This is a genomic window from Aquabacter albus (assembly GCF_040049275.1).
Taxonomy (GTDB): domain Bacteria; phylum Pseudomonadota; class Alphaproteobacteria; order Rhizobiales; family Xanthobacteraceae; genus Aquabacter.
On record NZ_JBDZDT010000002.1, the window covers coordinates 164,294 to 191,278 of the forward strand.

The following is a 26,985-nucleotide window of genomic DNA, read 5'->3' on the forward strand; positions in this document are numbered from 1 at the left end:
ACATGCTGAGACAGACCCTCCTCGCCTCGCTGCTCGCCACCGTGGCCATTGCGGGCGCCAAGGCCGAGACCGTCGCCGCTTTGGTGGGCGACGACACCATCGCCATGGTCGATACCAAGGCCAAGAAGGTGGACAAGAGCTGGAAGATCTCCGGCATCTCCGGAAAAGTGCTGGGCATCGACGTGCGCCCCGCCGACGGCATGCTCTATGCCGTGATTGATGACGGCTCCGTGGTCACGGTGGACACCGCCACCGGCAAGGCCACGCAGAAATCCAAGCTGGAAAGCATGCTTCCGGCCGGCGTCGTGGCGACCGTCGATTTCAACCCCGTCGCTGACCGCCTGCGCATCATCGGCTCGGACGGCACGAACCTTCGGGTGAATGTGGATGACGGCAAGGTCACCCGCGATGGCAATCTCAACTTCGCCGGCTCGGACCCCATGAAGGAGATAAAGCCCAGCGTGGTGGCGGGCGCCTACACCAATTCCATGAAGGGCACCAAGGAGACCGCTCTCTACGACATCGACGCCACCGGCGCGGTGCTGAAGCAGGCCCCGCCCAATGACGGCGTGCTCAACACCGTGGGCAAGCTCGGCATGTCCGGCAAGGGCGCGGCCTTCGACATCGTCACCGACGGCACTGGCGGGAATGCCGCCTGGCTCATGTCCGGCGACACGCTCTATGTGGTGGATCTTGTCACTGGCAAGGGCACGGCCGCGGCGAAGATCGACGGCGTCAAGGGCACGGTGCGCGACATCGCCGCCTTGCCGGCGAAAGCGATGTGAGGCGGGAGTAGGGTTCGACCTCTCCCCGGCGACGGCTGCCTCGCTCCCTCTCCCGCTTGCGGGGGAGGGCTGGGGAGGGGGCCCTCAATAGAACGGCGCTTGCAAGCTTTAGGAGCCGACACTTCCCCCTCCCTAATCCTCCCCCGCAAGCGGGAGAGGGAATTGCGTTGTGCTTCTGGGAAAAGCGCTCAGTCCCCGAACGGCCCGAACACCATGTCCGGCGCGCTGGTATTGTGCCGCGAGGGCGTGGTGCGCCCGGCCCACAGCTCCAGCGCCGGCCCGCCCGGAAAGTCCATGATGGGGCTCTCGCGCCAGCCGCGCGCCTCGGGCGGCTTCCAGGCCACCGCCGCCGCATCATTGTTGAAGGCCGTCACATACATGGAGCGGAGCGCGGCGAAGGGGCGGCCGTCGATAGTGCCGTCCAGCGTCACGTCGAGGGCGAGGCGCTCCCGGTCGAGGGCGGCAAGGCGCATGCGGGCGCTGCCGCCGGCAACAAAGGCGAGGGTGAAGGTGGCGGTATCAGGATCGAACGCCACCTCCTTCAGCTTCACCAGCGGCCGCACGTCGGTCTCCACCGGGCCTACCAGGAAGGACGAGCCATAGGCGGCGATGGGCAGGTGGGCGGGCGGCAAGGGGCGGGCGCGCCAATAGCCGTCCGGCGGATAGAAGACCAGCGCTTCATAGAAACCGCGCGGCGTCGGCACGAAGAGCTGCACCATGTGCAGGCCCTCGAACGTGCGCCCGGCGATATTCACCGGCACGGTCGGCGCCCGCCAGAAGGAAGCGTACGTGAAGCCCACGAGCCGGAATTTTGCCGAGCGGTAGAGCACCTGCGTGCGCGGCTTTGCCGGCACGCGCGGGTCGCCGGACATGTCGCACTGGGTCCAGTCGGCAGCGGTGCGATCCGCGCTGATGGTCCCGATATAGGCCGGATGCATGGCCTCGATGCGGAAGCGCCGGGCCTTCGATGAGGTCAAAGTGAGAGCGACATTGTCCTTCTCGGCGCAGAGGACAGGCTCGCTGTCATTGCGCACATCGACGGCGATGGGGCCGGCGAGAGAGGGGGAGAGAAGCGCGAGGAGGAGGGCGAAGGCGGTGAGATGCACTCTCATCAGGAGCTTTCCGGCCCTTCGTCGTCATGGCCGGGCTTGACCCGGCCATCCACGTGGCGCCGCAAGGTGGAGCTAACGGGGGAGGGTCATCCCCGGATCAAGTCCGGGGATGACGATTGTCTTGGGAAGGGGGAAGAAGCCTCAGATCCCGCCCATGCAGACGTACTTGATGTTCAGATAGTCGTCGCAGCCATATTTCGAGCCTTCGCGGCCGATGCCGCTCTCCTTCACGCCGCCGAACGGCGCCACCTCGGTGGTGATGACGCCGGCATTGACGCCCACCTGCCCGTATTCCAGCCCCTCGGAGACCCTGAAGGCCCGGCCGAGGTCTTTCGTGAAGAAATAGCAGGCGAGGCCGTATTCCGTGTCATTGGCGAGGCGGATGGCGTCCGCCTCGGTCTCGAACTTGAAGACCGGCGCCATGGGGCCGAAGATTTCCTCGCGGGCGAAGGCCATGTCCGGCGTCGCATTGGCGATGACGGTGGGCTCGAAGAAGGTGCCGCCCAGCGCATGGCGGTGGCCGCCGGTGACCACCTTGCCGCCCTTGTCCAAAGCATCCTTGAGCAGCCGCTCGACCTTGCCCACGGCGCGCTCCTCGATGAGCGGACCCTGCACCACGCCCTCTTCCAGGCCGTTCCCCACCTTCAGCGCCTTGGACGCCTCGGCGAACTTGGCGACGAAAGCGTCATAGATGCCCGCCTGCACGTAGAAGCGGTTGGCGCACACGCAGGTCTGGCCGGCATTGCGGTATTTGGAGGCGATGGCGCCCTCCACCGCCTTGTCGAGGTCGGCATCGTCGAACACCAGGAAGGGCGCGTTGCCGCCCAGTTCCAGGGAGATCTTCTTCATGGTGTCGGCGGACTGCTTCATGAGCAGCTTGCCCACGGGGGTGGAGCCGGTGAACGTCACCTTCTTCACCAGCGGGTTGGAGGTCATCTCCCCGCCGATGGCCTTGGCATCGCCGGTCACGATGTTGATGACGCCCGCCGGGATCCCCGCCTTCTCCGCCAGCACGCCCCAGGCGAGGCCGGAATAAGGGGTCAGTTCGGACGGCTTGCACACAACCGTGCAGCCCGCCGCCAGCGCCGCGCCGATCTTGCGCGAGAGCATGGAGGAGGGGAAGTTCCACGGGGTGATGGCGGCCACCACGCCCACCGGCTCCTTGGTGACGAGGATGCGGCGGTCCGGCCAGGGGGAGGGGATGGTGTCGCCATAGAGCCGGCGCGCCTCTTCGGCGAACCAGCGCACATAGGCGGCGGAGGATCCCACCTCGCCCTTGGCCTCGGCCAGCGGCTTGCCCTGCTCGGTGGTGAGGATGAGGCCCAGCTCCTCCACGTTCTCGATCAGAAGGTCGGCAAGCTTGTGCAGCAGAGCCGAGCGCTCGGCGGCGGTCTTCGCGCGCCAGGCGGGGAAGGCGGCGGAGGCGGCCTCGATGGCGCGGCGCGTCTCGGCCGCGCCGGCATTCGGAATGGTGCCCATGAGGGTGCCGGTGGCGGGGTTCATGACCGTCACCGTGGAGCCGCCATCGGCATCGACCCATTGGCCGCCGATCAGCATCTTCTCGCGCATCAGGGGAAACTCGGGGGCATCACCGGGAATGGGCGCGTGGACGGTCATGGGGAACCTCTGGGCGAATGAAAGGCCCCCGCCTCTCGGCAGGGCGGCGACGTGACGTGCCGCAGAAGGACTAGCGCACGCAGGTGATGGAATGGAAGGGGACGATCTGCTCCTTGTGATGGTCGCCGCCGGAGATGTGGCAGCGCAGATAGTCTCGGCCGACGCTCAAGGGCGCATAGCCGGTGATGGTCGTGCCGCCGACCACCTGGATGATGATAGCCTGTCCGTCCTTCGCGCCGACAATCTCAAGGATGGCTTCCCGGAAATCGTCGTCCTTCATCTGGCACCGCATTTAAGGCCCTCCGATTCTGCACGTTTCCTCGACACGGCCGTTCCGGCTCGTTGACGCATAGTATAGCGCGGTTTGCCCCGCCGAGACATGCCGTAAATGCAAGTCTTCGGCTGAAATTCTGCAGCTTTCGGGAGCTTGCCGTTGGGTCAGGCAGGGGCGATGGCGTGAAAGAAGCTGCCGGTGACATGCGCACGCCGGCTGCCCTCTGTGCCGAGAGCAACGCCTTGCGCATCCGACAACTCGGCGAGTGGCGCGTCGGTTCCGCGTGCGGTGACAGTGGCATAGTGGAATTCGTGCCCGCGCACACGCGCGCGCGCCGGCCCGAGCGGGCAGGGGGCGAGGAGGTGAGCTTCGCGATAGCCCAGCGTCATCTTTCGCTTGGCGAAGCTGGTTTCAAGATCGAGAAGGCCGAGCATGGGGTGGGCGGTGCCGGAGGCGTCCACCAAGGCAGTGCCGAGGGCCATGTAGCCCCCGCATTCGCCATGCACCGGCCGTGTCTGGGCGAACCGGGTCATGGCCGCCTTGAAGTGCCCGGCGGAGGAAAGCCGGCCGGCATGAAGCTCGGGATAGCCGCCCGGCAACCAGCAGGCATCGCAGCTCTCGTCCGGCCCATTGTCCGCAAGGGGGGAGAAGGGGATGATCTCCGCGCCCTGCCGGCGCCACGCGGCGAGCAGGTGGCCGTAGACGAAGGAGAAGGCATCGTCCTTGGCAAGGGCGATACGCCGGCCGGGCGGAGGCAGGTGCGGTGCATCGGCCTGCGGCGTCTCCATTGGTGCGGCGAGGGCGATGATGGCGTCAAGGTCGAGATGGCGCTCGGCCATGTCGGCGAGGGCCGAAAGCCGGGCGGACAGGTCGCCGTGCTCGTCGGCCTGGACAAGGCCGAGATGGCGTTCGGGGAGCACCAATGCCTCGGTGCGTGGGATGGCGCCGACCACGGGCAGACCAAGGGGGGCCATGGCCTCGCGAATAAGCCGCTCGTGCCGCGTGCTGCCGAGCCGGTTCAGCACCAGCCCGCCGATGCGCACGGCGGGATCGTGCACCATGAAGCCCCGCGCCACGGCGGCGGCGGTCTGGGATTGTCCGGAGACGTCCAGCACCAGCAGAACGGGCAGGCCGAGGCGGGCGGAAACGTCAGCCCCCGCGCCCGAGCGGCCGGGGGTGCCGGGCACGCCGTCGAACAGGCCCATGGCCCCTTCCACCACCAGCATCTCCCCGCCTGCCGCCGCATCGGCGACGATGGCGCCGAGCAAATCGGGCGACATGGCCCAAGAGTCGAGATTAAGTCCCGGCTGCCCGGTGGCGGCGGCGTGGAAGGCGGGGTCGATATAATCCGGCCCGGATTTCGCCGCCCGCACCGCCACCCCGCGCCGGCGCAGCGCGGAGAGGAGCCCGAGGGTGACGGTGGTCTTGCCTGAGCCGGAGCGCGGCGCAGCGATCATGAGGCCGCGGGTCATGGCTTTCCCCCTGTGGGGCAGTCTCCCTCCCCCCGAGGGGGATCGTTACGATATTCATCGGACAGTTCGAGGGTGAGCGCCGTGCCCCCTCTCCCCGAGGGGGAGAGGGGTGGGGTGAGGGGGCGCCACCCTCTCCAGTCCTGAAACGCCGGAGCCCCCTCACCCGCCGCCTGCGGCGTCGACCTCTCCCCCTCGGGGAGAGGTGGAAAACCCAACCCATTCACGTCCTTAGGCGAATATCGCATCGTTGCCCTTGAGGGAGAGGGGAAAACCGGCGGGGAGTTTTCATTCTTGCAGGCGAGAGGGCGAATGAAGCGCGCTGCGCTATAAGGGGCCGCATGGACGAAGACATCGCCCTCGACCCCCCGCCCGACCGGCCACTCAAGCGCGGCTGGACCACGGGCACCTGCGCGGCGGGCGCGGCCAAGGCGGCCTTCGCAGCCCTGGTGACGGGCGATTTTCCTGATCCCGTCGAAGTGGCCCTGCCCGGCGGCGGGCGCCCGGCCTTCGCTCTGGCCGTCACCGGCCGGGAGGCGGACACCGCCATGGCCGGCATCGTCAAGGATGCGGGCGACGATCCGGACGTGACCCATGGCGCCCTGGTTCAGGCGCGGGTGCGGCGCGGCGCGCCGGGTGCGGGCGTGACCTTCCGCGCGGGAGACGGCGTGGGCACCATCACCCGGCCGGGCCTGCCTCTGCCGCCGGGCGAGCCGGCCATCAATCCCGTGCCCCGGCGCATGATCGCGGAGGGCATCGCCGAGGTGGCGGCTTCTGCGGGCGTGCCGGCGGACGCGGAGGTGGAGATCTCCATCCTCGACGGCGCGGCGCTGGCGCAGAAGACCCTCAACCCGCGCCTCGGCATCCTCGGCGGGCTCTCCGTGCTGGGCACTACGGGCATCGTGATCCCGTTCTCCTGCTCGGCCTGGATCCACTCCATCCATCGCGGCATCGATGTGGCCCGCGCCATGGGCCTCACGCACCTCGCAGGCGCCACCGGCTCCGCCTCCGAGGCGGCGGTGCAGAAGCTCCACGGCCTGCCGGAAGAGGCGCTCATCGATATGGGCGACTTCGTCGGCGGCATGCTGAAATATCTCGGCAGCCATCCCGTCCCGCGCATCACAATTGCCGGCGGGGTGGCGAAGATGACCAAGCTGGCGCAGGGTCTTCTCGACCTCCATTCCAAGCGCGGCGCCGCCGATCTCGATGCGCTTGCGGCGCTGGCCCTCGGCGCCGGCGCTTCTGCGGAACTGGCGGCGCGCATCTCCGCCGCCAACACGGTCGCCCACGCCTTCCAACTCGCCGCCGCCGAGGGGGTGGCGCTGGGCGATGTGGTGGCGCAGCGCGCCTGGGCCGCCGCCGCCGGTGTGATTTCCGGCAAGGGCATGGAACTGGAAATCGTGGTGTTCGACCGCGAGGGCGCGCAGGTGGGCCGGGCAGAGTTCGCACGGGCCTGAGGGCGGAGCCTCGCCGTTAGCAACCCTCCCCCTCTTGAGGGGGAGGGGGAACGAGGGGAGATGCCGCGCCGAAAAATGGAGAGCGCTCATTCCCCGTTCCCCCGGAACCGGCGCACATAGTCAACGTCGTAGAGCGCACTCTCGCGAAAACCCTCCGCGCCCAGAGCCGGCCCCACCAGGATGAGCGCCATGCGCGCCATGGGCTCCGCCGCCAGCAGCTTTTCGATGGTCCCGAGCGTGCCGCGCGCGATGCGCTCGTCCGGCCATGTGGCCCTCGCCACCACCGCCACGGGGCAATCCGGCCCATAGAAGGGGATCAACTCCTTCACCACCCGGTCAAGGGCATGGACGGCGAGATGGATGGCGAGCGTCGCCCCCGTCGCCGCGAACGCCGGGAGCGTCTCGCGCTCCGGCATGGCGGAGGCGCGGCCGGAAATGCGGGTGAGGACGAGGCTCTGCGCCACCTCGGGCACGGTCAGCTCCCGCCCCAGCGCCGCCGCGGCCGCCGCAAAAGCGGGCACGCCGGGAGTGAGCGTATAGGGGATGCCGCGCCGCTCCAGCCGCCGGACCTGCTCGGCGAGCGCGCTGAAGACCGAGAGGTCGCCGGAATGCAGCCGCGCCACGTCGAGGCCCTTGGCGTGGGCGTCCGCATATTCCGCCTCGATGCGGTCGAGGTCGAGGGGCGCGGTGTCCACCAGCCGCGCGCCGGGCGGGCAGTGGCTCAGCAGTTCGGGCGCCACCGTCGCCCCCGCATAGAGGCACACCGGGCAGCGGGCGAGCAGGTCGCGCCCGCGCACCGTGATGAGGTCCGCCGCGCCGGGGCCGGCGCCAATGAAATGGACGGTCACGCGGCTGCTCCCCTCATGCCTCTCCCCCTGTGGCAAGGGCGCAGGTGACGGGGCCGAGCGCGAGGCGCGGCCCCAGCAATCGCGCCTCGCGGCCGGCGGCGGCGAGGGCGGCGGTCTCGGCGGCGGACGGCACGCGCAGCAGCGCGATGACGCGCTCGGAGCGGGTCTGCGCCCGCTCGGCTGCCGCCTCCAGCTGGGTCTGCGGCACCAGAACCAAAGGCAGGCGCAAGGCGGCTGCGGCTGCGGCGATGCCGGGCTCCCCGCCCTTCACCGCCGGCGTTGCGATGGCGCCCAGCGCCCCGCGCCCGAGGTCCGCGCGGGCGAGGGCCGCGTCCACGGCGGCCAGCACGTCTTCCGTGCTCACCCCGCGCTTGCTGCCGATGCCGGCGACGATCATTCCGCGGCCTCCAGCGGCTTTCCCCACACCCATTGGGTGACCGGCATGGCGGGGCGCCACGCGGTCATGCCCTTCACCGGCGCGGCGCGGGTGACGGCGAGGCGCAAGAGATCGCCGCCGAGCCGCGCCTGGAGGCCAAGAAGCAGGGCTTCGGTCTCCAGCGTCACCGCATTGGCGATGAGGCGTCCGCCGGGCTTGAGGTCGAAGATGGCGGCGTCCAGCACGCCCTCCTCGCTCGCCCCGCCGCCGATGAAGACCACATCCGGCGGGGGAAGACCCAGAAGGGCCGAAGGTGCTGCACCTTCCACCACCCGCAGGTGCGGCACGCCGAGGGTGGCCGCATTGCGCGCGATGCACGCGGCGCGCGCGGCATTCTCCTCGATGGCGATGGCGCGCAGCGAGGGATCGCACAGCAGCCATTCGATGGCGATGGAGCCGGCGCCCGCGCCGATGTCCCAGAGCAGTTCGCCCCGGCGGGGGGCGAGGGCAGAGAGGGTTACGGCGCGGATCTCGCGCTTGGTGATCTGCCCGTCATGCTCGAACAGATCGTCCGGCAGGCCCCGCCCGAAATGAATGACGGGCGCCGCGCCCTCCACGATGATGGCGAGGAGGTTCAGCGGGTCGATCCCGGCCAGGGAGAAATCCTGCGCGCGCGTCTCCCTCATCCGCTCGCGCGGGCCACCGAGGGCTTCCAGCACGATGATGCGCGAGGCGCCGAAGCCGAGCGCCGCCAGGAGCGCGGCGACGGCCGCCGGGCCGTTTTCATCCGAGGTCAAGGCGAGGATGCGGCTGCCAGGATGGAGATGGGGCCGGATGCGGCCGATCTCCTTTCCGTGCAGCGACACGCAGGCCACATCCTGCAACGCCCAGCCCAGCCGGGCGGCCGCGAGGCTGAAGGCGGAAGGAGCGGAAATGACGTGCATCTCGGCCGCCGGCACATGCCGCGCCAACGTGGCGCCGACGCCGTGCAGGAAAGGATCGCCCGAGGCGAGGACGCACACGGTCCGCCCCCGCGCCGCGATCACCTGGGCGATGCCCTCGCTGAAGGGGCCCGGCCAGGCCCGCGCTTCGCCTTTCACCAGATCGCCGGCCAGAGCGAGGTGGCGCGCGCCGCCGAACACCAGATCGGCCCCTGAGATGAGCGCGCAGGCGGCGGGGGAAAGACCGGCGGCGCCATCCTCGCCAATGCCGACGATGGACAGCCAGGGGCGTGCCGGGGCAGTCTCCGGCCCCATGCCTGCTTCCGCCTCCATCCCGCGCGCATCACCCATGCCGCTGCTCCTCCTGGGCGGCACGGCGGAAGCGCGCCGCCTCGCCGGCCGCCTCGCCGGGCGCGATGATCTTAAGCTGACCCTTTCGCTTGCGGGACGCACGGAAAATCCCGTTCCCCAGCCCGTTCCGGTGCGCACCGGCGGGTTCGGCGGGGTGGAAGGGCTGGCGCAGTTTCTGCGGGATCACGCCATCGGGGCGGTCATCGACGCCACCCATCCTTATGCCGCCGTGATCTCGCGCAATGCCGCTACGGCCTGCGCGGCAGTGGGCGTGCCGCTGCTCGCCCTGCGCCGGGCGCCCTGGGCGCGGCAGGCGGGCGATCTGTGGCGCGATGTGGCGGACGTTCCGGCGGCGGTGGAAGCTTTGGGGGAGGCTCCGCGCCGGGTGTTCCTCGCCCTCGGCCGCAATGAGGTGCGCGCCTTTGCGGCGGCACCACAGCATTCCTATGTCATCCGCAGCGTCGATCCGGTGGTGCCGCCTCTGGCGGTGCCGGATGCGGCCTATGTGGTGGCGCGCGGGCCGTTTGCGGAAGACGATGAGCGGGCGCTGCTCGGCGGCCATGGCATCGAGATCATCGTGGCCAAGAACAGCGGCGGCGCGGCCACCTACGCCAAGATGGCGGCCGCCCGCGCGCTCGGTATCGAAGTGCTGCTGCTGCGCCGGCCGGACATGCCGGAGGTGGAGGCGGTGGAGAGCCTGGACGAGGCCGTGGCGTGGGTGGAGCGGGTGATGGCGGAGAGATCCTGAGCTTCTGACAGCGCTGCCCCCCTGTACGGCGCGCACCCTCCTCCGCAAGGGGGGAGGGAGAGACGAGGTGGGGGAGAAGGCACGCGCCTTCATTCTGCGCTCCGCGGCGAATATATCAGCGGTGCGAGCCCCGGCCGCTCCACCACCCGCGTCGCCGCCGAGCCGATGATCACGCACGTCGCCATGTCCGCCATACCCCCGTCGGCTTCCGCCAGAGGCACGATAGTGATGCGCTCGTCCGCCCGCCCGGCGGCGCGGCCGAACACCACCGGCACCGTGCCCGGCAGTACCCCGCGCAGAAGATCGAACGCCGCGCCGAGCTGCCAGGGGCGGGCACGGCTGACGGGGTTGTAGAGCGCCACTACGAAGCCGGCCTCCGCCGCCGCCGTCAGGCGCCGTTCCAGCAGTTCCCAGGGCTTCAGATTATTGGAGAGGTTGATGGCGCAGAAATCATGGCCCAAAGGCGCACCCACCCGCGCGGCCACCGCCAGCATGGCCGTGACGCCGGGCACCACCTGCATCTCCACCCGGCGCCAGTCCTCCGGCCCCGCCTCGATGGCCTCGCATACCGCCGCCGCCATGGCGAACACGCCGGGATCGCCGCCGGAGACCATGGCCACCTTCGCCCCCGCCGCCGCCCGGGCCAGGGCGGCGCCGGCGCGGGACAGCTCCTCACGATTGTCCGAGGCGTGGCGGACCTGGCCTTCGCGCAGGACCACCCGGTCGAGATAGGGGCCGTAGCCGAACAATTCGTCCGCCGCATCGAGGGCCGCGACCGCCTCCGGCGTCATCTGCTCCGGCGCGCCGGGGCCGAGGCCGACGACGCAGAGATGGCCGCTCATTCCGGCCGCTCCCAGCCGGGCACCAGCACCATGGCGAAATAGGGCGCGGGCGTATCGGGCCGCTCAGCGAGGGGGACAGTGGCGCAGCCCGTCATGGTGCCGCGTTCCACATAATGCGCGCGGCCGAGGCGCCCGGCGGCGGCGAGCGCCCGGCGGATCTTCGGCAAATTGCGGCCCACCTTCATGATCACCGCCGCGTCCGCCTCCCGAAGGCGCCGCGCCAGCTCGGCCTCCTCCAGCGTGCCGGGCAGCACCATGAGCACGTCGTCGCCCTGTGCGATGGGCACGCCCACCATGGACCAGCAGCCGGACATGCCCGTCACCCCGGCGATCACCTCCGCCGGAAAGCGCTGGGACAGGCGCACATGCAGATGCATGTAGGAGCCATAGAAAAGCGGGTCGCCCTCGCTCAGCACCGCCACCGTTTTACCGGCCTCCAAACGCGCGGCCACCGTCATGGCGGAGGCTTCGTAGAAGGCGGCGATGGCCTCGCGATAGGCGGGATCGTGGCGGTGGATCTCGGTGGTGACGGGATAGAGCAGGGGCAGTTCCTGCACGCCCTCAGTGAAGTGCTGCGCGGCGATGGCGCGCGCGTGGCTGCCGTTCCCCGCCTTGGCGAAATAGGCCACCACATCCGCCTCGCGGATGGCCCGCGCTGCCTTGAAGGTCATCAGTTCCGGATCGCCCGGCCCGACGCCCACCCCGATCAGCCGCCCGCTCATACGCCTGCCCTCGCCAGAGCGTTGAGCGCCGCCGCCGTGATGGCGCTGCCGCCGAGCCGCCCGCGCACGATGGCAAAGGGCACGCCACCCGAATCCTGCGCCAGCGAATCCTTGGATTCCGCCGCCCCCACGAAGCCCACGGGCATGCCGAGAATGGCGGCGGGGCGGGGCGCGCCGGCATCCAGCATTTCAAGAAGGTGGAAGAGGGCGGTGGGCGCATTGCCGATGGCCACCACAGCGCCCTCCAAGCGCTCGCGCCACAGCTCCAGCGCCGCCGCCGAGCGGGTGGTGCCGAGCTTTTCCGCCAGCGCCGGCACGGTGGGATCCCGCAGAGTACAGATCACCTCGTTATGGGCGGGCAGGCGGGCGCGGGTGACGCCGTGCGCCACCATCTGCGCATCGCACAGGATGGGCGCGCCGGCTTTGAGCGCGGCGCGGGCGGCGGCGACGAAGCCGGGGCCGAACACGAAGTCCCGCGCCGCCTCCACGAGCCCGCAGGCATGCACCATGCGCACGGCCACGTCCGCCTCGTCCTCCGAGAAGCGCGAGAGGTCGGCTTCCGCGCGGATGATGGCGAAGGAGCGCTCATAGATGGCGGTGCCGTCGCGGACATAATCAAACGTGGCACCCATCAGGACGAAGGCTCCAGAACCGCCGCGAGATCGAGGCGTGAGAGAAGGTCGGCGCCGCTTTCCCCCGCCTTCCGCTCCGCCTGCGCGAGGCAGGCGAGGGCGGGGAGGAGGCCGCGTTCGGCAAGGACGCGTTCGGGCGGGGACGCGACTGTGCCGTGTCGCATAAGGGCGGCGGCGGAGTCCATGGGTCCTTCGTCGCGCCCCACGATGACGAGGGTCGCGGGGGCCGGGTGCGCGCACCCCTTGGCGCAGCCGGAGACATGGATTGTGACCGAGCCATCCAGCAGCGGGGCGAGGGCGGTGGCGATCTGCGGCGCCATGGCCCGCGCGGCGATCCGCCCGGAGGCGCAGGCGGGCGCGCCGGGGCAGGCGATGACGGCGCGGCGCGGATCTGCGGGATCGAGGATGAAGCCGAGGCGTTCGGCGTCCCGGGCGAGGGCGGCGGCACTGTTCCGGGAGAGGCCGACGGCAAGGAGGGTGCGCGATGGTGCGGGGCGCAGGTCGCGGGCCTCGTGACGGGCGGCGGCGCGGGCGAGGGCGGCCATCATCTCCGCATCGGCCACGCCGAAGGGGAGGGCGATGGCGAGGGCGAAGGTGGCATCGGTGAGAGCGATGGGCGCACCAGTCCGGAGGCCGCGCCTTTCCCCCTCCCCAACCCTCCCCCGCAAGCGGGAGAGGGGGCGCGATGGAGTGGGGCGGGGATGGGCTTCGAAGTTGGATGAGAATTGATCTGCGGCCGGGCGCAGCCGGACTCCCTCTCCCGCTTGCGGGGGAGGGTTGGGGAGGGGGAACGCGGCATCGAAAAGGGAGGTATCCCCGGCTGCCACCACATCCGCCATCCGCCCGGTCGGCCCGAGCGCCGCGATCTTTTCCAGCAGGGTGCCGACGACGTCTGCCGTCTCCACCGCATCAACAACGCCCAGAAAAACCGCTCCCTCCGCATCCCCCGCCAGCGCCACATCCCAGGCGCCATCCTCCCGCGCCTTCAGCCGGACATCGGCCTTCAGCGCATCGAGGGACACCACCCCGCCGCCATCGATCACCACGGAGACCTTCGGCCCGAGCCGCGCCGCAATCCCGGCGACACCCGCGCGCACGGCCTCCGCCAAAGGCCGCGCATCGGCGATCTCGGTGGCATCCAGTCCCGCCAGAGGGGAGATGTCGATCGAGAGCCCCTCCCGCGCGCGGATGCCCAATGCGTTCACGGCGGCGTTGAGCGGCCCCGTCGTCTCCGCCCGCAGGCCGCGCAATTGCAGGCTGCCGCGCGCGGTCACCTCCAGGATGCCGTTGCCGAAATCCCGCGCCGCTGCGGCAAGCCTGGCCAAGGCGGCGGGCGAGAGGGTGCCGTCCTGCGGCATCAGCCGCACCAGAAGCCCGTCGCCCGTCTCCATGGGGGCGCTCAAGGCGGGGCAGGCGCCGCGGCGGCGGGCGTGGGCGTTCATTCGACAGCCTCCGCGCGCAAGGCGGCGAGGTCGCCGTCGAGGTCGTTGCGGCGAGGGTGCCAGAGGCCGCGCCGGCGGGCATCCTCGAAGCGCGCCGCCATGGCGCGGGCCGCCTGGGGGTTCTCGCGCAGCAGGAAGGCGCGCACCTCGGCGTTCGCCAGATAGGCGGCGTGGAGCTGGTCCAGCAATTCGCCAGGCACCTGGTGGGTGGTCTCGGCGAAGGCGACGAGGCGGTCCACGGTTTCCGCCAGCTCCGCCGCGCCGCGCGGGCCGTGGCGCATCTGGCCGGCGATGAAGCGGGCGGAGACGCGGCCATGGACGATCCGCGCGAGCGCATCCTTCAGGCGGCGCGCGCGGGGGCGGTGCGGGTCGCTTGTATCCAGAACCACGAGGTCGGCGGCGCGCCCGAGCAAAGCGGCGGCGGAGGCGAAGCCGCCCATGAAGGCCGCGTCCTCGCCGCCGTCCAGCAGGTCGCGGCCGGGATCGTCAGCGCCGTGGATCAAGGCATCGGCCGTGGCGATGCGCCCGGCGAAAGCCTCGCTCGGGCGCGCCGTGCCCTCGGGGCCGCCATAGGCAAAGCCCGTGGCATCGAGATAGGCGCGGCCCAGCTCGGTGCGCTCGGAAAAGCGCCCAGTGGCGAGGCGGTCCTCGATGCCCGCGCCATAGCTGCCCGGCGCGGAGCCGAAGATGCGGGCGCCATCGCCCCCGGCTCGGATGGCAGCGGCGAGCGGGTTGTCGTCCGCCTCGTCCTCACGTGCCGCCACAGCGCGGGCGGCGGCATCGAGCAGCGCGAGCTGGGCGGGGAAGACATCGCGGAACAGGCCGGAGATGCGCCAAGTCACGTCCACGCGCGGGCGGCCGAGGACCGCAGGCGGCAGCACCTCGATGCCGGTGACACGGCCGCTGTCGCCGTCCCAGACCGGGCGGCAGCCCATGAGGTGGAGCCCCTGGGCGATCTCCTCGCCGCCGGTGCGCAATGTGGCGCTGCCCCAAAGGTCGATCACCACCGCGCGGGGATATTCGCCATGCTCCTGGAGATAGGCGCGCACCACCTCGTCTGCCGCGAGGCGGCCGAGATCCATGGCGGTGGCGGTGGGCAGATGGCGCGGATCGGCGGTGAAGAGGTTGCGGCCCGTGGGCAGCACGTCCCGCCGCCCGCGCGCCGGAGCGCCGGAAGGGCCGGGGGCAACATGGCGGCCGTCCAACGCGGTGAGGAGCGCGGCCCGCTCCGCCGCTCCGCTGGCGTCACGCTCCGGATCGCCGGAGGCGGCACCAAAGATATGAAGGCCGTCTTTGACGGCGAGATCCTTCAGGTCGCACAGCCAGGCATCGATGCGCTTCAGCGCCTCGTCGGGGTCGGTCTCCGCCGCGACGCCGGCCTGCCGGGCGAGGCCCGTCTCGCCGGCCGCTTCCACGATGAGGCGCGCGAGCCTGTCCCGACGGCGGGTGTCGAGGCCGTCGGCGCCGGCATATTCGTCCACCAGCCGCTCCAGCCGGCGCTCGGCCTCCGTGAGCTCCGCTCCCGCAAGGGGCGGCGGCAGGTGGCCGAGGGTGACGCCGGCAATGCGGCGCTTGGCCTGGGCGGCCTCGCCCGGATTGCTGACGATGAAGGGATAGATGACCGGCAGCGCGCCCAGCACCGCGCGGGGAAAGCAGGCGGGCGTAAGCGCCGCCGCCTTGCCGGGCAGCCATTCCAGGGTGCCGTGGGCGCCCATATGAATGAGCGCATCGAAGTGCTGCTGAAGCCACAGGCCGAAGGCGAGCAAGGCATGGCGCGGCGGCAAAGCGGGGTCGTGATAATCCGCCCGCCGGTCCAGCGAGGTGCCCCGGTCCGGCGCGAGGGCGACCAGCGCCTTGCCGAAGCGGGCGGCGCGGAATTGGAAGGCGGCGCCCTTCACGTCCGGGTCATCCTCGGGCGCGCCCCAGGCGACCGTCATCTGCGCCTGGAGCGTGTCGGGGAGGATGGAGAGGTGCACGCGATAGTCCGCGAGGGGGAAGGCGCCGGATGGGGCGATGCCGTCCAGAAGCGCGCGGGCCGTTGCGGGCGCGGCGGGCACATCATAGCCCTCGGCGGCAAGGGTGCGGAGCAGGAGCCGCACGCTTTCCGGCACGTCGAGGCCCACTGCATAGCCGGTGCGCCCCGGCGCGCCGGGATAATCAGGCATGAGGATGGCGAGCCGCCGCTTCACGCGCGGCGTGCAGGCGAGCCGCGCCAACGCCGCCGCGCGGCCCGCCACATGGGCGACGCCCTCCGGCTCGGCGCGGTTGAGGGCGGCGGAGAAGGCGAGGTCGTCGTCGCGGGCGGCCGTGTCCTTGAAGGAGAGGGCGCCCGCCAGCACGCGCCCGTCCAGTTCCGGCAGCACCACATGCATGGCGAGGTCGGCGGCGGCGAGGCCGCGCGGGCTTGCCGCCCAGGCGGAGCGGGCGGTGGTGGCGGGAATGGCCTGGAGCACCGGCGGGCCGCCGGCAGGGAAGAGGTCGTCCGCGTCTCCGGCGGCGAAGGCGGTGGCGGTGATGATGACGTGCGGTGCGTGCGCGGCAATGGCGCTGCGGGCGAAGGCGCGGGCGGCGGGATCCTTCAGGGAGGAGACGAAGAGGGGGATCGGCACCATGCCGCGCGCGGCGAGGGCGCCGCAGAGGGCGTCGATGGGGGCGGCGTCCCCGGCGAGCCACATGGAGCGGTAGAAGAGGATGAGGGCGCGGGGTGTGTCTTCCCGCGCGACGCCAGTGCCTTCCCTCCCGCGCTGGGAACCCTCCCCCCTTGAGGGGGAGGGCAGGGTGGGGGGTATCTCTCCGCTTGTGCCGGCGGGGGTGGTGCTGGCGGCGCCATACCCCCCACCCCGACCCTCCCCCTCAAGGGGGGAGGGGGACACCCCCACGACGTCATCCCCGGGCTTGACCCGGGGATCTCTTGGGGATCCGGCCGCACCCGGTTCTGCGGGAGATGGCCGGATCAAGTCCGGCCATGACGGAGAACGAGAAGAATAAAATGCCGCCGCCGGCACATCCCGCGGTGGCAGGACCTCCGCCTGCCCCGCCATCAGCCGCAGCAAGGCGCGCATATTGTCCGGGCCGCCGGCGCGGAAATAAGCGAGCCACAAGGCCCACTCCTCCCGCTCCAAAGTCGAAAGGGCCGCGAGGCGGTGGTCGTCCTGGTCTTCCCCCGGCAGCAGCGCCAGCTTGATCCCTTGCGCCCAGGCCAGAGCTGACAGCCGCTCCGCCCCGTAGCGCCACCAGTCGAGCCCACCCAGAACCCGCGCCACGATCACCTTGGCGTGGCGCGCGGAGCGCTCCAGCCAGAGGTCCACGGACATGGGGTGGCGCAGATCCTTCAGGCGCGCGAGGCGCAGGCTCGGCAGCGTCGCCCGCTCCGCCCGCCATGCGGCGCCGAGCGCCAGCAGGTCGCTGTCGGTGAAGGAGAGCGCGAGCAGGTCGGCCGGGGGCTGGCGGAGGTCGATGGGCTCCGCCAGATCCTCGATGGTGGCCGATGTGCTCGAAAGAAGATGCATCAGCCCACTCTAAACCTTCAGGCGGCGGGCGTAACCGCCAGCACCGCCTCTTCCACGGCGTTCCGGTCGAAGCCCTTCAGCCCGATCACCACCAGCGCGCCCCTGCGGGCCTCGTTCGGCCCCCAGGCGCGGTCGAACTGGTGCGAGACGCGGGTGCCCACCCCCTGCACGAGGAGGCGCATGGGCTTGCCGGAGACGCTGGCAAACCCCTTCACCCGCAGCACGCCGGGCAGAGCGGCGGCTTCCGAGACGCGCGCAGCCAGCGCCGCCGGCTCGGCGATCTCGGGAATGGGAAGGACGAAGCTATCGAAATCGTCGTGGTCGTGGTCCAGCTCGTCGTCATGATGGGTCTTGCGGTTCTCGATCTCGTCCTCGGTGCCTACGCCGAGGCCGAGCAGGATGGCCGGGTCCACCTTTCCGCCTGCCGCACGCACCACGGACACCGCGCGGGGCAGTACCGCCGCCACGCGGGCGGCTGCGATTTCCGCGCCGGCCGCGTCCAGAAGGTCGGACTTGGCGATGATGACGAGGTCGGCGCAGGCGATCTGGTCCTCGAACACCTCTTCCACGGGATCGTCATGGTCGAGCGTGTCGTCCGCCGCGCGCTGGGCGGCGAGGGCGGAGAGATCATCGGCGACACGGCCTTCGGCAAGCGCGGGGCCATCCACCACCGCCACCACGCCATCCACGGTCACGCGGCTCTTGATGGCCGGCCAATGAAACGCCTGCACCAGCGGCTTGGGCAGAGCGAGGCCGGAGGTCTCGATGAGGATGTGGTCGATGCCGGGGCGGGCGAGAATCTTGTCCAGGGCCGGCACGAAATCATCCGCCACGGTGCAGCACAGGCAGCCATTGGAGAGTTCGACGATATTCTCCTCCGGGCAGCTCTCGATGCCGCAGCCCTTCAGGATCTCGCCGTCTATGCCCACGTCGCCGAATTCATTGACGATCACAGCGAGCTTCCGCCCCCCGGCATTCTCGAGGATGTGGCGGATGAGGGTCGTCTTCCCGGCGCCGAGGAAGCCGGTGACGATGGTGCAGGGGACGCGGGCGAGGCTGGTCATCGGGGTTCCTCGGTGAAGAAGAGGGGCGGCACGCGGGCGATCATGCCGCGCTTGAGGCAGTCGGGCCGGCCGCGCCACGGCATGAGGCCGTCGGTGGAGCCGGCGAAGAGGGTAGCGCCCGCGAGAAGGTCGGGCGCGGACGCAGGGGTGAGATCGCCGAACACGTAGGACCAGCCGCCGGCCCGGACCATGGCGGCGGAAAGGCCGCGCTTGCAGTTGGAGAGGCAGCGCACCGGCTTCACCTCCACATCAGGGTCATGGGCGGCGGCGCGCACAGCCTCCGCGAGGCGGGCGCCCTGGGGCGCATCCTCGGGCGGCGTGCCGGGCGTGCGGCAGGTCTGGCAGACGAACAGGGTGACGGCGGGCGCCGCATCGCGCGGGCCTGCGGAGGCCGTGTCATCGGGCCGGTCGTCGGGCGTCTCGGTGGGCGCGGGTCGCTCCAAAGCGGGTCCTGCGGGTGCGGAAAGCGCGCCAAAGCCGACGCAAAACCGCCTTGCCAGGGCACCCCGCCCGGCGCGCGATTGTGTCGAGGGCAGGTCTCCTGGCTCGCGGGTCACCGTCTCGGGCCGCCTTCCCGGAGGGGCCGGCGCGGCCGGTCTCCAGTGGCTTTTCGGTCGAGACTCTCCGCTTACAGTTGCGGGGGCAGCCGCGGCATTGGCGCTTCCTCGCGCCGCACCGCATTCCCTCTTCACCGATCCGACTCTGCCGGACCGGAACCTTCGACCGGGCCACTAAAGGGTGGGCGGGGAGGGAAGTCAATCTCAGGGCAGGTTGCCCGGGAAGCCGTAACCTCCCAGCCGTCATGGCCGGGCTTGACCCGGCCATCTCCCGTCATTCCTGGAGATCCCCGGGTCAAGCCCGGGGATGACCGCTGTTCCTAGAGGCTCACTCGCCGAACAGCTTGCGCTGCCACCAGCCGGAGCGGCGCTTTTCGGGCGGCAGGTCCTGGGCCGGAGCAGAGGTTTCCTGAACCGGTGCGGCGACGATGTCCGCATCGGCGACGGGGACCGAGGCGGTCTCCACGCCGGAGGTCTCTTCGCCGGCAGTCTCGGCGACGGGCGCGGGCTCGGGCACCAGGCTGCCGACCACCGGCGCCTTCTCGCGCACCGTGGACCGGCGGCGGGTCGGCTTGGGCTCTTCGGCGGCGGGAAGCTCCGGGGCCGTGGGGGCCGGGGCGGGCGGTGCCGGCTCCGGGGTGGGAGCGCTGATCTCGGCCACGGATTCCGGCGCGCCGGCCAGCGGCTCGATGGAGACGTGGATCACGGCATCGTCTTCGGCGCCGCCGTCATCCTCTCCGGCCTCGCCTTCACTGCCTTCGCCATCGGCCTGGAGCGGGGCATCCTCGCCCTCGCGCCGGTTGCGACGGCCGCCACGACGGCCGCGCCGACGGCGCCGGCGATCGGCCTCCGTCCCGCGGCCTTCGCCGCGCTCGTCCTCGTCGCCCTCTTCGGCCTCGCCTTCGCCGGCGGGCTCATCGCCCTCCTCGGCGGCTTCGCCCTCGGGCCGCGCCTCGCGGGGCTCGCCCTCGCGCTCGCCGCCACGACGGCGCCGGCGGCGGCGCTTGCGGCGGTTGTTGGCCTCCTCGGTGGTCTCGCCGCGCTCCTCGGGCTCATCGCCTTCGGGTTCGGCGCCGGAGACCTCCTCCAGATTCTCCTCGTCTTCCTCCTCGAACTCCTCGTCCGGAAGGATGGAATCAGGCTGCACCACCTTGCCGGGGCGCGGCGCGGCGGGGGCAGGAACGGCCTGGTCGCCCTTCTCGATGATGAAGGGCTGGTGGCCGGTGACGCGTTCGTCGGCGCTGATGGTGAGCGTGACGGAGAAGCGCTCCTCCAGCTCGCGCAGGTGCGAGCGCTTCTGGTTCAGCACATAGAGCGCCACTTCGGAGCGGGTGCGGGCGATGAGGTTGTGGGTCGCGCTGCGCAGCAGCTGCTCTTCGAACGCGCGCAGCAGCTGGAGCGCCACCGAGGCGGCGGAGCGCACATGGCCCGTGCCGCCGCAGGTGGGGCACACCTCGATGGAGCTTTCCAGAACGCCGGTGCGGATACGCTGGCGGGACATCTCCATGAGGCCGAAATGGGAGATGCGGCCGACCTGGATGCGCGCCCGGTCGTTCTTCAGGCAATCCTTGAGCTTGCGCTCCACCGCCCGGTTGTTGCGCTTCTCCTCCATATCGATGAAGTCGATGACGATGAGCCCGGCGAGGTCGCGCAGGCGAAGCTGCCGGGCGATCTCCTCGGCGGCTTCCACGTTCGTCTTGAGCGCGGTGTCCTCGATGTGATGCTCGCGCGTGGCGCGGCCGGAATTCACGTCGATGGAGACCAGGGCTTCGGTGGGGTTGATGACGATGTAGCCGCCGCTCTTCAGCTGCACCACCGGCGAGAACATGGCGTCGAGCTGATGCTCCACCCCATACTTCGCGAAGATGGGCTGGGGCTCGCGATAGGCGATGACGTTCTTGGTGTGGGTCGGCATCAGCATGCGCATGAAGTCGCGCGCTTCGCGATAGCCGTCCTCGCCGGCGACGTGGATGTCGTCGATGTCCTTGTTGTAGAGGTCGCGGATGGCGCGCTTGATGAGCGAGCCTTCCTCATAGACGAGGTTCGGCGCGGAGGAGGAGAGGGTGAGCTCGCGCACCGTCTCCCACAGCCGCAGCAGATATTCGAAGTCGCGCTTGATCTCGACCTTGGTGCGGTTGGCGCCGGCGGTGCGCAGGATGATGCCCATTCCCTCGGGCACCTCCAGGTCCTGCACCACTTCCTTCAGGCGCTTGCGGTCCACCGCATTGGTGATCTTGCGGGAGATGCCACCGCCGCGCGCGGTGTTGGGCATCAGCACGGAATAGCGGCCGGCCAAGGAGAGATAGGTGGTGAGCGCCGCGCCCTTGTTGCCGCGCTCCTCCTTCACCACCTGCACCAGCATCACCTGCCGGCGGCGGATCACTTCCTGGATCTTGTAGGAGCGGGCGCGGCGCTGCTGGGAGCGCACGGGCACCTCTTCCATGGCGTCGGCGGAGCCCATCTGCTCCACCTCGTCCTCTTCATGCTCCTCGTCGTCTTCGTCGTCGTCCTCATCCTCGCCGTCATCGGTGCGGCGGGCCTCTTCGGAGGTATCAGTCTCGGCGCCGGCCTCGGCCTCGGGTGCCGCTTCGGCATCGCCGGCGGGCGCCATCACGGGCTCCGCCTGAAGCGCCGGGGCTTCCTCGCGCTCGGCCTCGGGGGCCTCTGCGGCGATTGCGGTTTCGTCGGTCGCGGCCTGCTCCTGCGGAGCGGGCAGCGCCTCGACGGTCACCGTCTCTTCGACGTGCGCGAACATCTCCTCGGCGATGTGCGGCCGGGCTTCCGCCTCAGTGCGGGCCTCGGCCTCCTCGCGGTCGTCCGCCTCCGCGTGGTCGTCCGTATCGTCGTGGTCGTCGTCCTCGTCGTCGTCCCGGTCGCCGCCGGAGATCTGGCCGTCCTCGATGGTCTCGACCACGTCGGAATCGTCGATCTCCTCCACATTGCCGGAGCCGCTGTCCTGGTCCTCGTCCTCCGCGGTCTCGGAGACCGTCTCGTCCCGGCGCGAGCGGCGGGGGCGCGAGCGGCGGCGGTCGCGGCGCTCCTCCTCCTCATCGGCGAGGCGGGCGGCGCGCTCCTCCTCTTCGATCAAAGCGAGGCGGTCGGCGACGGGGATCTGGTAATAATCGGGATGGATTTCGCTGAAGGCGAGGAAGCCGTGGCGGTTGCCACCATATTCCACAAACGCCGCCTGGAGCGAGGGCTCCACCCGCGTCACCTTCGCAAGATAGATGTTGCCCCGCAGCTGCTTGCGGGACGCGGCCTCATAGTCGAATTCTTCGACCCGGTTGCCGCGCACGACCACCACCCGGGTCTCCTCCGGGTGGGTGGCATCGATAAGCATCTTGTTTGCCATGGAATTCTCTCTGGGCGGCGCCGGGGGCAAGGCCCCGCGACGGTCGGCGCGGCAAAGCCTGCGAACCGCCGATACGCCGGAAATAGGATAGGGAGGGAAGTGGGGGACGCAGGCACGAAGGCAACGTCTCGACGCCCTCGGCGTCGGGGCACGCGGTGGCACGCTGGGCGCGCCTGTCGTGCATTTGAACGTCCATGCCTTCGGCTACTCGTCCCTCAGCGAACTTTGGACCGGACGGAGCGTCCGACCCGGCATACGGCAGCTCGATCCCCCTTCGGATCGGGCTTTTCGGTAGATCGAGGCGACGCGGGCGTCCGTCCAAGCGCATGGTGAGATGCGCTCGCCGCGTCGGCCCCCACGCATGATCGTTGAGCAGCCTGCGACGGAAGATGCCGGCCAGCCCGGAAGTCCGGGTGTAGGTGGCATCAGGCGGAAGCCGCGACACCGGGGCCGAACAGCCAATTCCGGAACGCGAACCGTATGCCCGTCTTTCTTAGACGTGCACATCCTGCTTTGGCAAGGTTCATGCCTTTTTCGTCGGCAATAATCTGCCGACCCGCTGTTGCGGCGGAGCCACGAGACGGAGAGAACTGTGGGCAGCCGTGAACCTCCGGTTAACGCCGATTGGCCTATCCGGTACAGATCGCTTCGGGAAGAAGCGTCGCAGGACGGGGGTTCGGGAGGTCGGGAGCCGATGTCGGCGCGCGCGCTTCGAGCCGGGGCCGGTCTGTCCGGTCCACGGAATGACAGGCTCGCCGGCCTTGTGCCCGGCGCGGCGTTCTGTCGCGTCTCCCTGGCGGCCCTTGCCTTTCTCTTCACTGTCGGCACGGCCGCGGCCCAGCAGGCCGACCAGCCGGTGCGCATCGCCGCCCGACCCGAGGCCGTTGCGGCCGAAACCGGCCCCGTGCGCGCCCTGGACGCCCGGCTTGCCGGCGACGAGCAGCGCACCCGCCTCGTCATCGATCTCAGCCGCAAGGTGGAGTTCCGGGCCTTCACCCTCACCAACCCCTATCGCGTGATCGTCGACCTCTCCGACGTGACCTTCACGTTCGAGCCCGCCAAGGTCCAGACGAAGCGGGGCCTGGTCTCCACCTACCGCTACGGCGTGTTCGCGCCGGGCAAGGCGCGCATGGTGCTGGACGTGGCCGAGCCGGTGGCCATCGACAAGGCGTTCGTGCTCGATCCGGCGGAGGACCAGCCCGCGCGTCTGGTTCTCGATCTTGTGAAGACCGATGCCGCAAGCTTCGCCAGCAACGTGGCCACCGCCGCCGAGGCGCGGGGCGCGCCCACCACCACGGTCGCCGCGCTGCACGGCGCTGTGCCCGATACCGATGCGCGGCCGGTCATCGTGCTCGACCCGGGGCATGGCGGCGTCGATTCGGGCACCACAGGCGCCAGCGCCTATGCCGAGAAGAATATCGTGCTCGACGTGGCCCTGGCGCTGCGCACCAAGCTGGAGCAAGGCGGGCGCTATCGCGTGCTGCTCACCCGCTCCACGGACACCTTCGTCGCGCTCGGCGAGCGGGTGAAGATCGCCCGCACCAATCGCGCGGCCCTTTTCGTCTCCATCCATGCCGACGCCCTCGCCAGCAATGACGGGCAGGCGCGCGGCGCGAGCGTCTACACCTTGTCCGAGACCGCCTCGGATTCGGAAGCCGCGCGCCTCGCCGAGGTGGAGAACAAGGCGGACCTCATCGCCGGCGTCGATCTGTCCGAGGAAAGCGACGAGGTGGCGGGCATCCTGTTCGACCTCGCCCAGCGCGAGACCAAGAATTTCTCCGCCACGTTTGCCCGCACTCTGGTGGGGGCCATGAAGGCGACGGGCAAGATCCATAAATCGCCGCTGAAGTCGGCCGGCTTCCGCGTGCTCAAGGCCCATGACGTTCCGTCAGTCCTGGTGGAGCTCGGCTACATGTCGAGCCGCGAGGACCTGAAGCTCATGACCTCCGACGCCTGGCGCGACAAGGTCACCGGTGCCATGTCTGACGCCATCGACAATTTCTTCGCCACCCGCACCGCCGGCATCACCGGCTCCATTCCGGCGGCTCCGGCCGGGAAGTGAATGCCGTCTTGAGTCCCCCGACCCGCAAGCGGGGGAGTAGCGGAGCGACTGGCGGCGGGCGTGCTTTCCGGGCATCATCTGCGCGCGATCGCCTCGCAGGTGTGGACCGTGGCCGTGAAGCGGCCACTTTTGGCCAACATAGCGGGACCATTGCCGGCTGCGTGCGTTACACACGCGCCAGAGGACGCCGCCGAGCTGGATCGGCGGAACATGCGGAACAGGTTGCAGCGGGGCCCGTGAGCGGGTCTTGCGCGGGAGGAGCCGGCGAATGCGGCTGCTGTTGAGATTCTTCGGCTTTCTGTTCGCCCTGGGCACGGTCGTGCTCATGGTCGGGGCGGGCGTGGCTACCTATTTCGTGTGGAAATATTCCCAGGACCTGCCTGACTATTCGCAGCTCCAGAATTATGAGCCGCCGGTGATGACGCGCGTCCATGCGGACGATGGCGCCCTGGTGGCGGAATGGGCGCGCCAGCGCCGGCTCTATATCCCCATCCAGTCCGTGCCCAAGCTGGTGATCGAGGCGTTCCTGGCCGCCGAGGACAAGAATTTCTACGAGCATGGCGGCATCGACCCATCGGGCATCTTCCGCGCGGGCCTGGTCTACCTTCAGAATTACGGCACCAACCGCCGGCCGCAGGGCGCCTCCACCATCACCCAGCAGGTGGCGAAGAACTTCCTGCTCACCAACGAAGTCTCCATCGACCGCAAGATCAAGGAAGCGCTCCTGGCGCTGCGCATCGAGCGCGCCTATTCCAAGGACCGCATCCTCGAGTTGTATCTGAACGAAATCTATCTCGGCATGGGCGCCTACGGCATCGCCGCGGCGGCCCTGGTCTATTTCGACAAGTCCGTGGACGAGCTGACGCCGGCCGAGGCCGCCTATCTTGCGGCCCTGCCCAAGGCGCCGTCCTCCTACAACCCCTTCCGCGACCGCGACCGCGCCATCGAACGGCGCAACTGGGTCATCGATCGCATGGCCGAGAACGGCTACATCTCCAACGAGCAGGCGGAGGTGGCCCGCAAGTCGCCGCTCAACGTGACCCCGCGCCCCTCCGGCGCGCAGATCTTCGCGGCGGAATATTATGCCGAGGAAGTGCGCCGGCAGATCTATGAGCGCTATGGCGAGACCAAGCTCTATGAGGGCGGGCTCTCGGTGCGCACGGCGCTCAACCCTAAGCTCCAGGTGATCGCCAAGAAGACCCTGTCCGACGGCCTCATCCGCTTCGACGAACAGCGCGGCTGGCGCGGCCCCTATAAGACCATCGACATTTCCGGCGATTGGGGCGCCAAGCTCGCCGAGGTGAAGGCGTTCTACGACATTCCCTGGAAGCTCGCCGTCGTGCTTTCCGCCGACAAGGATTCGGCGCGCATCGGCTTCCAGCCGGCGCGCGAGAAGGGCGGCGGCGTCTCCTCCCAGCGCGATATCGGCCTTCTCACGCTGGACGGCGTGAAATGGGCGCGCTGGACCCGCGGGCCGGACGCCGGCAGGGCGGTGTCCTCGGTGGCTCAGGTGGTGAAGCCGGGCGACGTCGTCTATGTGGAGCCGCTCGCCGGCAAGGACGGCCAGTACCGCTTGCACCAGATCCCCGAGGTGGAAGGCGCCATGGTGGTGATGGAGCCTCTGACGGGGCGCGTGCTCGCGCTCTCCGGCGGCTTCTCCTATGACGAGAGCCAGTTCAACCGCGCCACCCAGGCGCTGCGCCAGCCCGGCTCCTCCTTCAAGCCCTTCGTCTATTCCGCCGCGCTCGACAATGGCTACACGCCCTCCACCGTGGTGCTCGACGCGCCCATCGAGATCGACCAGGGCCCGGGCATGCCGGTCTGGGCGCCGGAGAACTACGCCAAGAAGTTCTACGGCCCGCAGACCCTGCGCTTCGGCCTGGAGCAGTCGCGCAACGTCATGACCGTGCGCCTCGCGCAGGACGTGGGCATGCCCATCGTCGCCGAATACGCGAAGAAGTTCGGCATCTATGACGACATGCTGCCGGTGCTCTCCATGGCGCTGGGCGCGGGCGAGACCACGCTCATGCGCATGACCGGCGCCTACGCCATGATCGCGAACGGCGGGAAGAAGGTGACGCCTTCGCTCATCGATCGCATCCAGGACCGCTACGGCCACACCATCTACCGCCATGACGAGCGCGAGTGCCGGGGCTGCGATGCCACGAGCTGGAAGAACCAGCCCGAGCCGACCCTCATCGACCGTCGCCCGGTGGTGCTCGACCCCATGACCTCCTACCAGATCACCGAGATGATGGAGGGCGTGATCCAGCGCGGCACCGGCACGGCGCTGAAGGAAGTGGGCAAGCCGGTGGCCGGCAAGAGCGGCACCACCAACGACGAGAAGGACGCCTGGTTCGTCGCCTTCACGCCGGAAGTCGTGGTGGGCGTCTATCTCGGCTATGACAAGCCCAAGCCCATGGGCAAGGGCGCCACCGGCGGCGTGCTCTCGGCGCCCATCGTGCGCGACTTCATGAAGACCGCGCTGGCGGACCGTCCGGCCATTCCGTTCCGCGTGCCCCCCGGCATCAAGCTGGTGCGCATCAACCCCAAGAGCGGCCTGCGCGCGGGAACCGGCGAGAACGCCATCCTCGAAGCCTTCAAGCCCGGCACGGCGCCGCCCGACAGCTATTCCGTCATCGGCTCCTCCGATTCGTCCCTGGGCGTGACGCCGGAAGCCGACCGGGCCGTGCGCTCGGGCACCGGCGGGCTGTATTGAGGACTTCGAGCCGTTAAAACCGTCGTCATGCCCGGGCTTGTCCCGGGCATCCACGTCTTTCCCTTAGCCCGTACCCGGCGGAGCCCCGTGGATGGCCGGGACAAGC

Annotated in this window: 20 protein-coding genes and 1 riboswitch; of the genes, 5 read left to right on the forward strand and 15 right to left on the reverse strand. The window is 70.1% G+C overall.

Features of this window, described 5'->3' with window-relative positions:
- Positions 1 to 2 precede the first annotated feature (2 nt).
- Positions 3 to 785 (forward strand): DUF4394 domain-containing protein, encoded by a 783-nt coding sequence (locus ABLE91_RS03855; RefSeq protein WP_348928596.1) that lies wholly within the window; start codon positions 3 to 5, stop codon positions 783 to 785.
- A gap of 188 nt (positions 786 to 973) precedes the next feature.
- Here ABLE91_RS03855 and ABLE91_RS03860 read toward each other — a convergent pair whose 3' ends face one another.
- The 4 genes from ABLE91_RS03860 to ABLE91_RS03875 form a co-directional block, all read right to left on the reverse strand.
- Complete coding sequence (locus tag ABLE91_RS03860; RefSeq protein ID WP_348928598.1) at positions 974 to 1,897, reverse strand: hypothetical protein; 924 nt, start codon at positions 1,895 to 1,897, stop codon at positions 974 to 976.
- A gap of 141 nt (positions 1,898 to 2,038) precedes the next feature.
- Positions 2,039 to 3,514, reverse strand: a complete 1,476-nt coding sequence (locus ABLE91_RS03865; RefSeq protein WP_348928600.1) for an NAD-dependent succinate-semialdehyde dehydrogenase — start codon at positions 3,512 to 3,514, stop codon at positions 2,039 to 2,041.
- Positions 3,515 to 3,584: 70 nt separating this feature from the next.
- Positions 3,585 to 3,806 (reverse strand): hypothetical protein, encoded by a 222-nt coding sequence (locus tag ABLE91_RS03870; RefSeq protein WP_348928602.1) that lies wholly within the window; start codon positions 3,804 to 3,806, stop codon positions 3,585 to 3,587.
- A 146-nt stretch (positions 3,807 to 3,952) separates the two neighbouring features.
- Positions 3,953 to 5,260: a cobyrinic acid a,c-diamide synthase CobB gene (locus tag ABLE91_RS03875; RefSeq protein WP_348928604.1), complete on the reverse strand. Its 1,308-nt coding sequence runs from the start codon at positions 5,258 to 5,260 to the stop codon at positions 3,953 to 3,955.
- A gap of 338 nt (positions 5,261 to 5,598) precedes the next feature.
- Here ABLE91_RS03875 and ABLE91_RS03880 point away from each other — a divergent pair, with 338 nt between their 5' ends.
- Positions 5,599 to 6,714, forward strand: a complete 1,116-nt coding sequence (locus tag ABLE91_RS03880; RefSeq protein WP_348928606.1) for a cobalt-precorrin-5B (C(1))-methyltransferase — start codon at positions 5,599 to 5,601, stop codon at positions 6,712 to 6,714.
- A gap of 86 nt (positions 6,715 to 6,800) precedes the next feature.
- On the opposite strand, the gene cobM is transcribed toward ABLE91_RS03880, so the two are convergent.
- Genes cobM through cbiE form a run of 3 tightly spaced genes read right to left on the reverse strand, consistent with a single transcriptional unit; the run spans position 6,801 to position 9,194 of the window.
- Positions 6,801 to 7,562: a precorrin-4 C(11)-methyltransferase gene (cobM, locus tag ABLE91_RS03885; RefSeq protein WP_348928608.1), complete on the reverse strand. Its 762-nt coding sequence runs from the start codon at positions 7,560 to 7,562 to the stop codon at positions 6,801 to 6,803.
- Between the two features lie 13 nt (positions 7,563 to 7,575).
- Positions 7,576 to 7,959, reverse strand: a complete 384-nt coding sequence (locus ABLE91_RS03890) for a cobalamin biosynthesis protein (protein WP_348928609.1) — start codon at positions 7,957 to 7,959, stop codon at positions 7,576 to 7,578.
- The gene (cbiE, locus tag ABLE91_RS03895) at positions 7,956 to 9,194 is read right to left on the reverse strand and encodes a precorrin-6y C5,15-methyltransferase (decarboxylating) subunit CbiE (protein WP_348929583.1); all 1,239 of its coding nucleotides are present in this window, start codon (positions 9,192 to 9,194) and stop codon (positions 7,956 to 7,958) included. The genes ABLE91_RS03890 and cbiE overlap by 4 nt, the downstream gene beginning before the upstream one ends.
- Positions 9,195 to 9,228: 34 nt before the next feature.
- Between cbiE and ABLE91_RS03900 the strand changes: the two genes are divergently transcribed.
- On the forward strand, positions 9,229 to 9,978 hold the full coding sequence (locus tag ABLE91_RS03900) for a cobalt-precorrin-6A reductase (protein ID WP_348928611.1): 750 nt from the start codon (positions 9,229 to 9,231) through the stop codon (positions 9,976 to 9,978).
- An 89-nt stretch (positions 9,979 to 10,067) separates the two neighbouring features.
- Here the strand turns inward: ABLE91_RS03900 and ABLE91_RS03905 are convergent, their stop codons facing one another.
- The 8 genes from ABLE91_RS03905 to ABLE91_RS03940 all read right to left on the reverse strand — a co-directional run bounded on the left by ABLE91_RS03905 (position 10,068) and on the right by ABLE91_RS03940 (position 22,098).
- A complete protein-coding gene (locus tag ABLE91_RS03905) occupies positions 10,068 to 10,820 on the reverse strand; it encodes a precorrin-3B C(17)-methyltransferase (RefSeq protein ID WP_348928613.1) in 753 nt (250 codons plus the stop codon).
- The gene (locus ABLE91_RS03910) at positions 10,817 to 11,542 is read right to left on the reverse strand and encodes a precorrin-2 C(20)-methyltransferase (RefSeq protein ID WP_348928615.1); all 726 of its coding nucleotides are present in this window, start codon (positions 11,540 to 11,542) and stop codon (positions 10,817 to 10,819) included. Before ABLE91_RS03910 ends, ABLE91_RS03905 begins: the two co-directional genes overlap by 4 nt.
- The gene (locus tag ABLE91_RS03915) at positions 11,539 to 12,174 is read right to left on the reverse strand and encodes a precorrin-8X methylmutase (RefSeq protein ID WP_348928616.1); all 636 of its coding nucleotides are present in this window, start codon (positions 12,172 to 12,174) and stop codon (positions 11,539 to 11,541) included. Before ABLE91_RS03915 ends, ABLE91_RS03910 begins: the two co-directional genes overlap by 4 nt.
- The gene (gene cobG / locus ABLE91_RS03920; RefSeq protein ID WP_348928618.1) at positions 12,174 to 13,616 is read right to left on the reverse strand and encodes a precorrin-3B synthase; all 1,443 of its coding nucleotides are present in this window, start codon (positions 13,614 to 13,616) and stop codon (positions 12,174 to 12,176) included. Before cobG ends, ABLE91_RS03915 begins: the two co-directional genes overlap by 1 nt.
- Positions 13,613 to 17,125 (reverse strand): cobaltochelatase subunit CobN, encoded by a 3,513-nt coding sequence (gene cobN, locus ABLE91_RS03925; protein WP_348928620.1) that lies wholly within the window; start codon positions 17,123 to 17,125, stop codon positions 13,613 to 13,615. The genes cobG and cobN overlap by 4 nt, the downstream gene beginning before the upstream one ends.
- Positions 17,126 to 17,142: 17 nt before the next feature.
- A complete protein-coding gene (cobW, locus tag ABLE91_RS03930) occupies positions 17,143 to 18,189 on the reverse strand; it encodes a cobalamin biosynthesis protein CobW (RefSeq protein WP_348928622.1) in 1,047 nt (348 codons plus the stop codon).
- Complete coding sequence (locus ABLE91_RS03935; RefSeq protein WP_510181906.1) at positions 18,186 to 18,542, reverse strand: DUF1636 domain-containing protein; 357 nt, start codon at positions 18,540 to 18,542, stop codon at positions 18,186 to 18,188. Before ABLE91_RS03935 ends, cobW begins: the two co-directional genes overlap by 4 nt.
- 161 nt (positions 18,543 to 18,703) lie before the next feature.
- A riboswitch (cobalamin riboswitch) is annotated at positions 18,704 to 18,925 on the reverse strand.
- A gap of 149 nt (positions 18,926 to 19,074) precedes the next feature.
- Positions 19,075 to 22,098, reverse strand: coding sequence for an Rne/Rng family ribonuclease (locus ABLE91_RS03940; protein WP_348928625.1), 3,024 nt, complete (start codon positions 22,096 to 22,098; stop codon positions 19,075 to 19,077).
- A 694-nt stretch (positions 22,099 to 22,792) separates the two neighbouring features.
- Between ABLE91_RS03940 and ABLE91_RS03945 the strand changes: the two genes are divergently transcribed.
- A complete protein-coding gene (locus ABLE91_RS03945) occupies positions 22,793 to 24,160 on the forward strand; it encodes an N-acetylmuramoyl-L-alanine amidase (RefSeq protein ID WP_348928627.1) in 1,368 nt (455 codons plus the stop codon).
- Between the two features lie 268 nt (positions 24,161 to 24,428).
- The gene (locus tag ABLE91_RS03950; protein WP_348928629.1) at positions 24,429 to 26,879 is read left to right on the forward strand and encodes a penicillin-binding protein 1A; all 2,451 of its coding nucleotides are present in this window, start codon (positions 24,429 to 24,431) and stop codon (positions 26,877 to 26,879) included.
- Positions 26,880 to 26,985: the final 106 nt, after the last annotated feature.

Bases quoted from the DNA above. Each gene is read 5' to 3' on its own strand.
- ABLE91_RS03910 (WP_348928615.1), bottom strand. From the start codon at position 11,542: ATGAGCGGGCGGCTGATCGGGGTGGGCGTCGGGCCGGGCGATCCGGAA.
- ABLE91_RS03945 (WP_348928627.1), top strand. From the start codon at position 22,793: ATGTCGGCGCGCGCGCTTCGAGCCGGGGCCGGTCTGTCCGGTCCACGG.
- cbiE (WP_348929583.1), bottom strand. From the start codon at position 9,194: ATGGGGCCGGAGACTGCCCCGGCACGCCCCTGGCTGTCCATCGTCGGC.
- ABLE91_RS03880 (WP_348928606.1), top strand. From the start codon at position 5,599: ATGGACGAAGACATCGCCCTCGACCCCCCGCCCGACCGGCCACTCAAG.
- ABLE91_RS03915 (WP_348928616.1), bottom strand. From the start codon at position 12,174: ATGGGTGCCACGTTTGATTATGTCCGCGACGGCACCGCCATCTATGAG.
- ABLE91_RS03890 (WP_348928609.1), bottom strand. From the start codon at position 7,959: ATGATCGTCGCCGGCATCGGCAGCAAGCGCGGGGTGAGCACGGAAGAC.
- ABLE91_RS03900 (WP_348928611.1), top strand. From the start codon at position 9,229: ATGCCGCTGCTCCTCCTGGGCGGCACGGCGGAAGCGCGCCGCCTCGCC.
- ABLE91_RS03860 (WP_348928598.1), bottom strand. From the start codon at position 1,897: ATGAGAGTGCATCTCACCGCCTTCGCCCTCCTCCTCGCGCTTCTCTCC.
- cobW (WP_348928622.1), bottom strand. From the start codon at position 18,189: ATGACCAGCCTCGCCCGCGTCCCCTGCACCATCGTCACCGGCTTCCTC.
- ABLE91_RS03875 (WP_348928604.1), bottom strand. From the start codon at position 5,260: ATGACCCGCGGCCTCATGATCGCTGCGCCGCGCTCCGGCTCAGGCAAG.
- ABLE91_RS03870 (WP_348928602.1), bottom strand. From the start codon at position 3,806: ATGCGGTGCCAGATGAAGGACGACGATTTCCGGGAAGCCATCCTTGAG.
- ABLE91_RS03865 (WP_348928600.1), bottom strand. From the start codon at position 3,514: ATGACCGTCCACGCGCCCATTCCCGGTGATGCCCCCGAGTTTCCCCTG.
- ABLE91_RS03905 (WP_348928613.1), bottom strand. From the start codon at position 10,820: ATGAGCGGCCATCTCTGCGTCGTCGGCCTCGGCCCCGGCGCGCCGGAG.
- cobN (WP_348928620.1), bottom strand. From the start codon at position 17,125: ATGCATCTTCTTTCGAGCACATCGGCCACCATCGAGGATCTGGCGGAG.
- ABLE91_RS03940 (WP_348928625.1), bottom strand. From the start codon at position 22,098: ATGGCAAACAAGATGCTTATCGATGCCACCCACCCGGAGGAGACCCGG.
- cobG (WP_348928618.1), bottom strand. From the start codon at position 13,616: ATGAACGCCCACGCCCGCCGCCGCGGCGCCTGCCCCGCCTTGAGCGCC.
- ABLE91_RS03855 (WP_348928596.1), top strand. From the start codon at position 3: ATGCTGAGACAGACCCTCCTCGCCTCGCTGCTCGCCACCGTGGCCATT.
- ABLE91_RS03950 (WP_348928629.1), top strand. From the start codon at position 24,429: ATGCGGCTGCTGTTGAGATTCTTCGGCTTTCTGTTCGCCCTGGGCACG.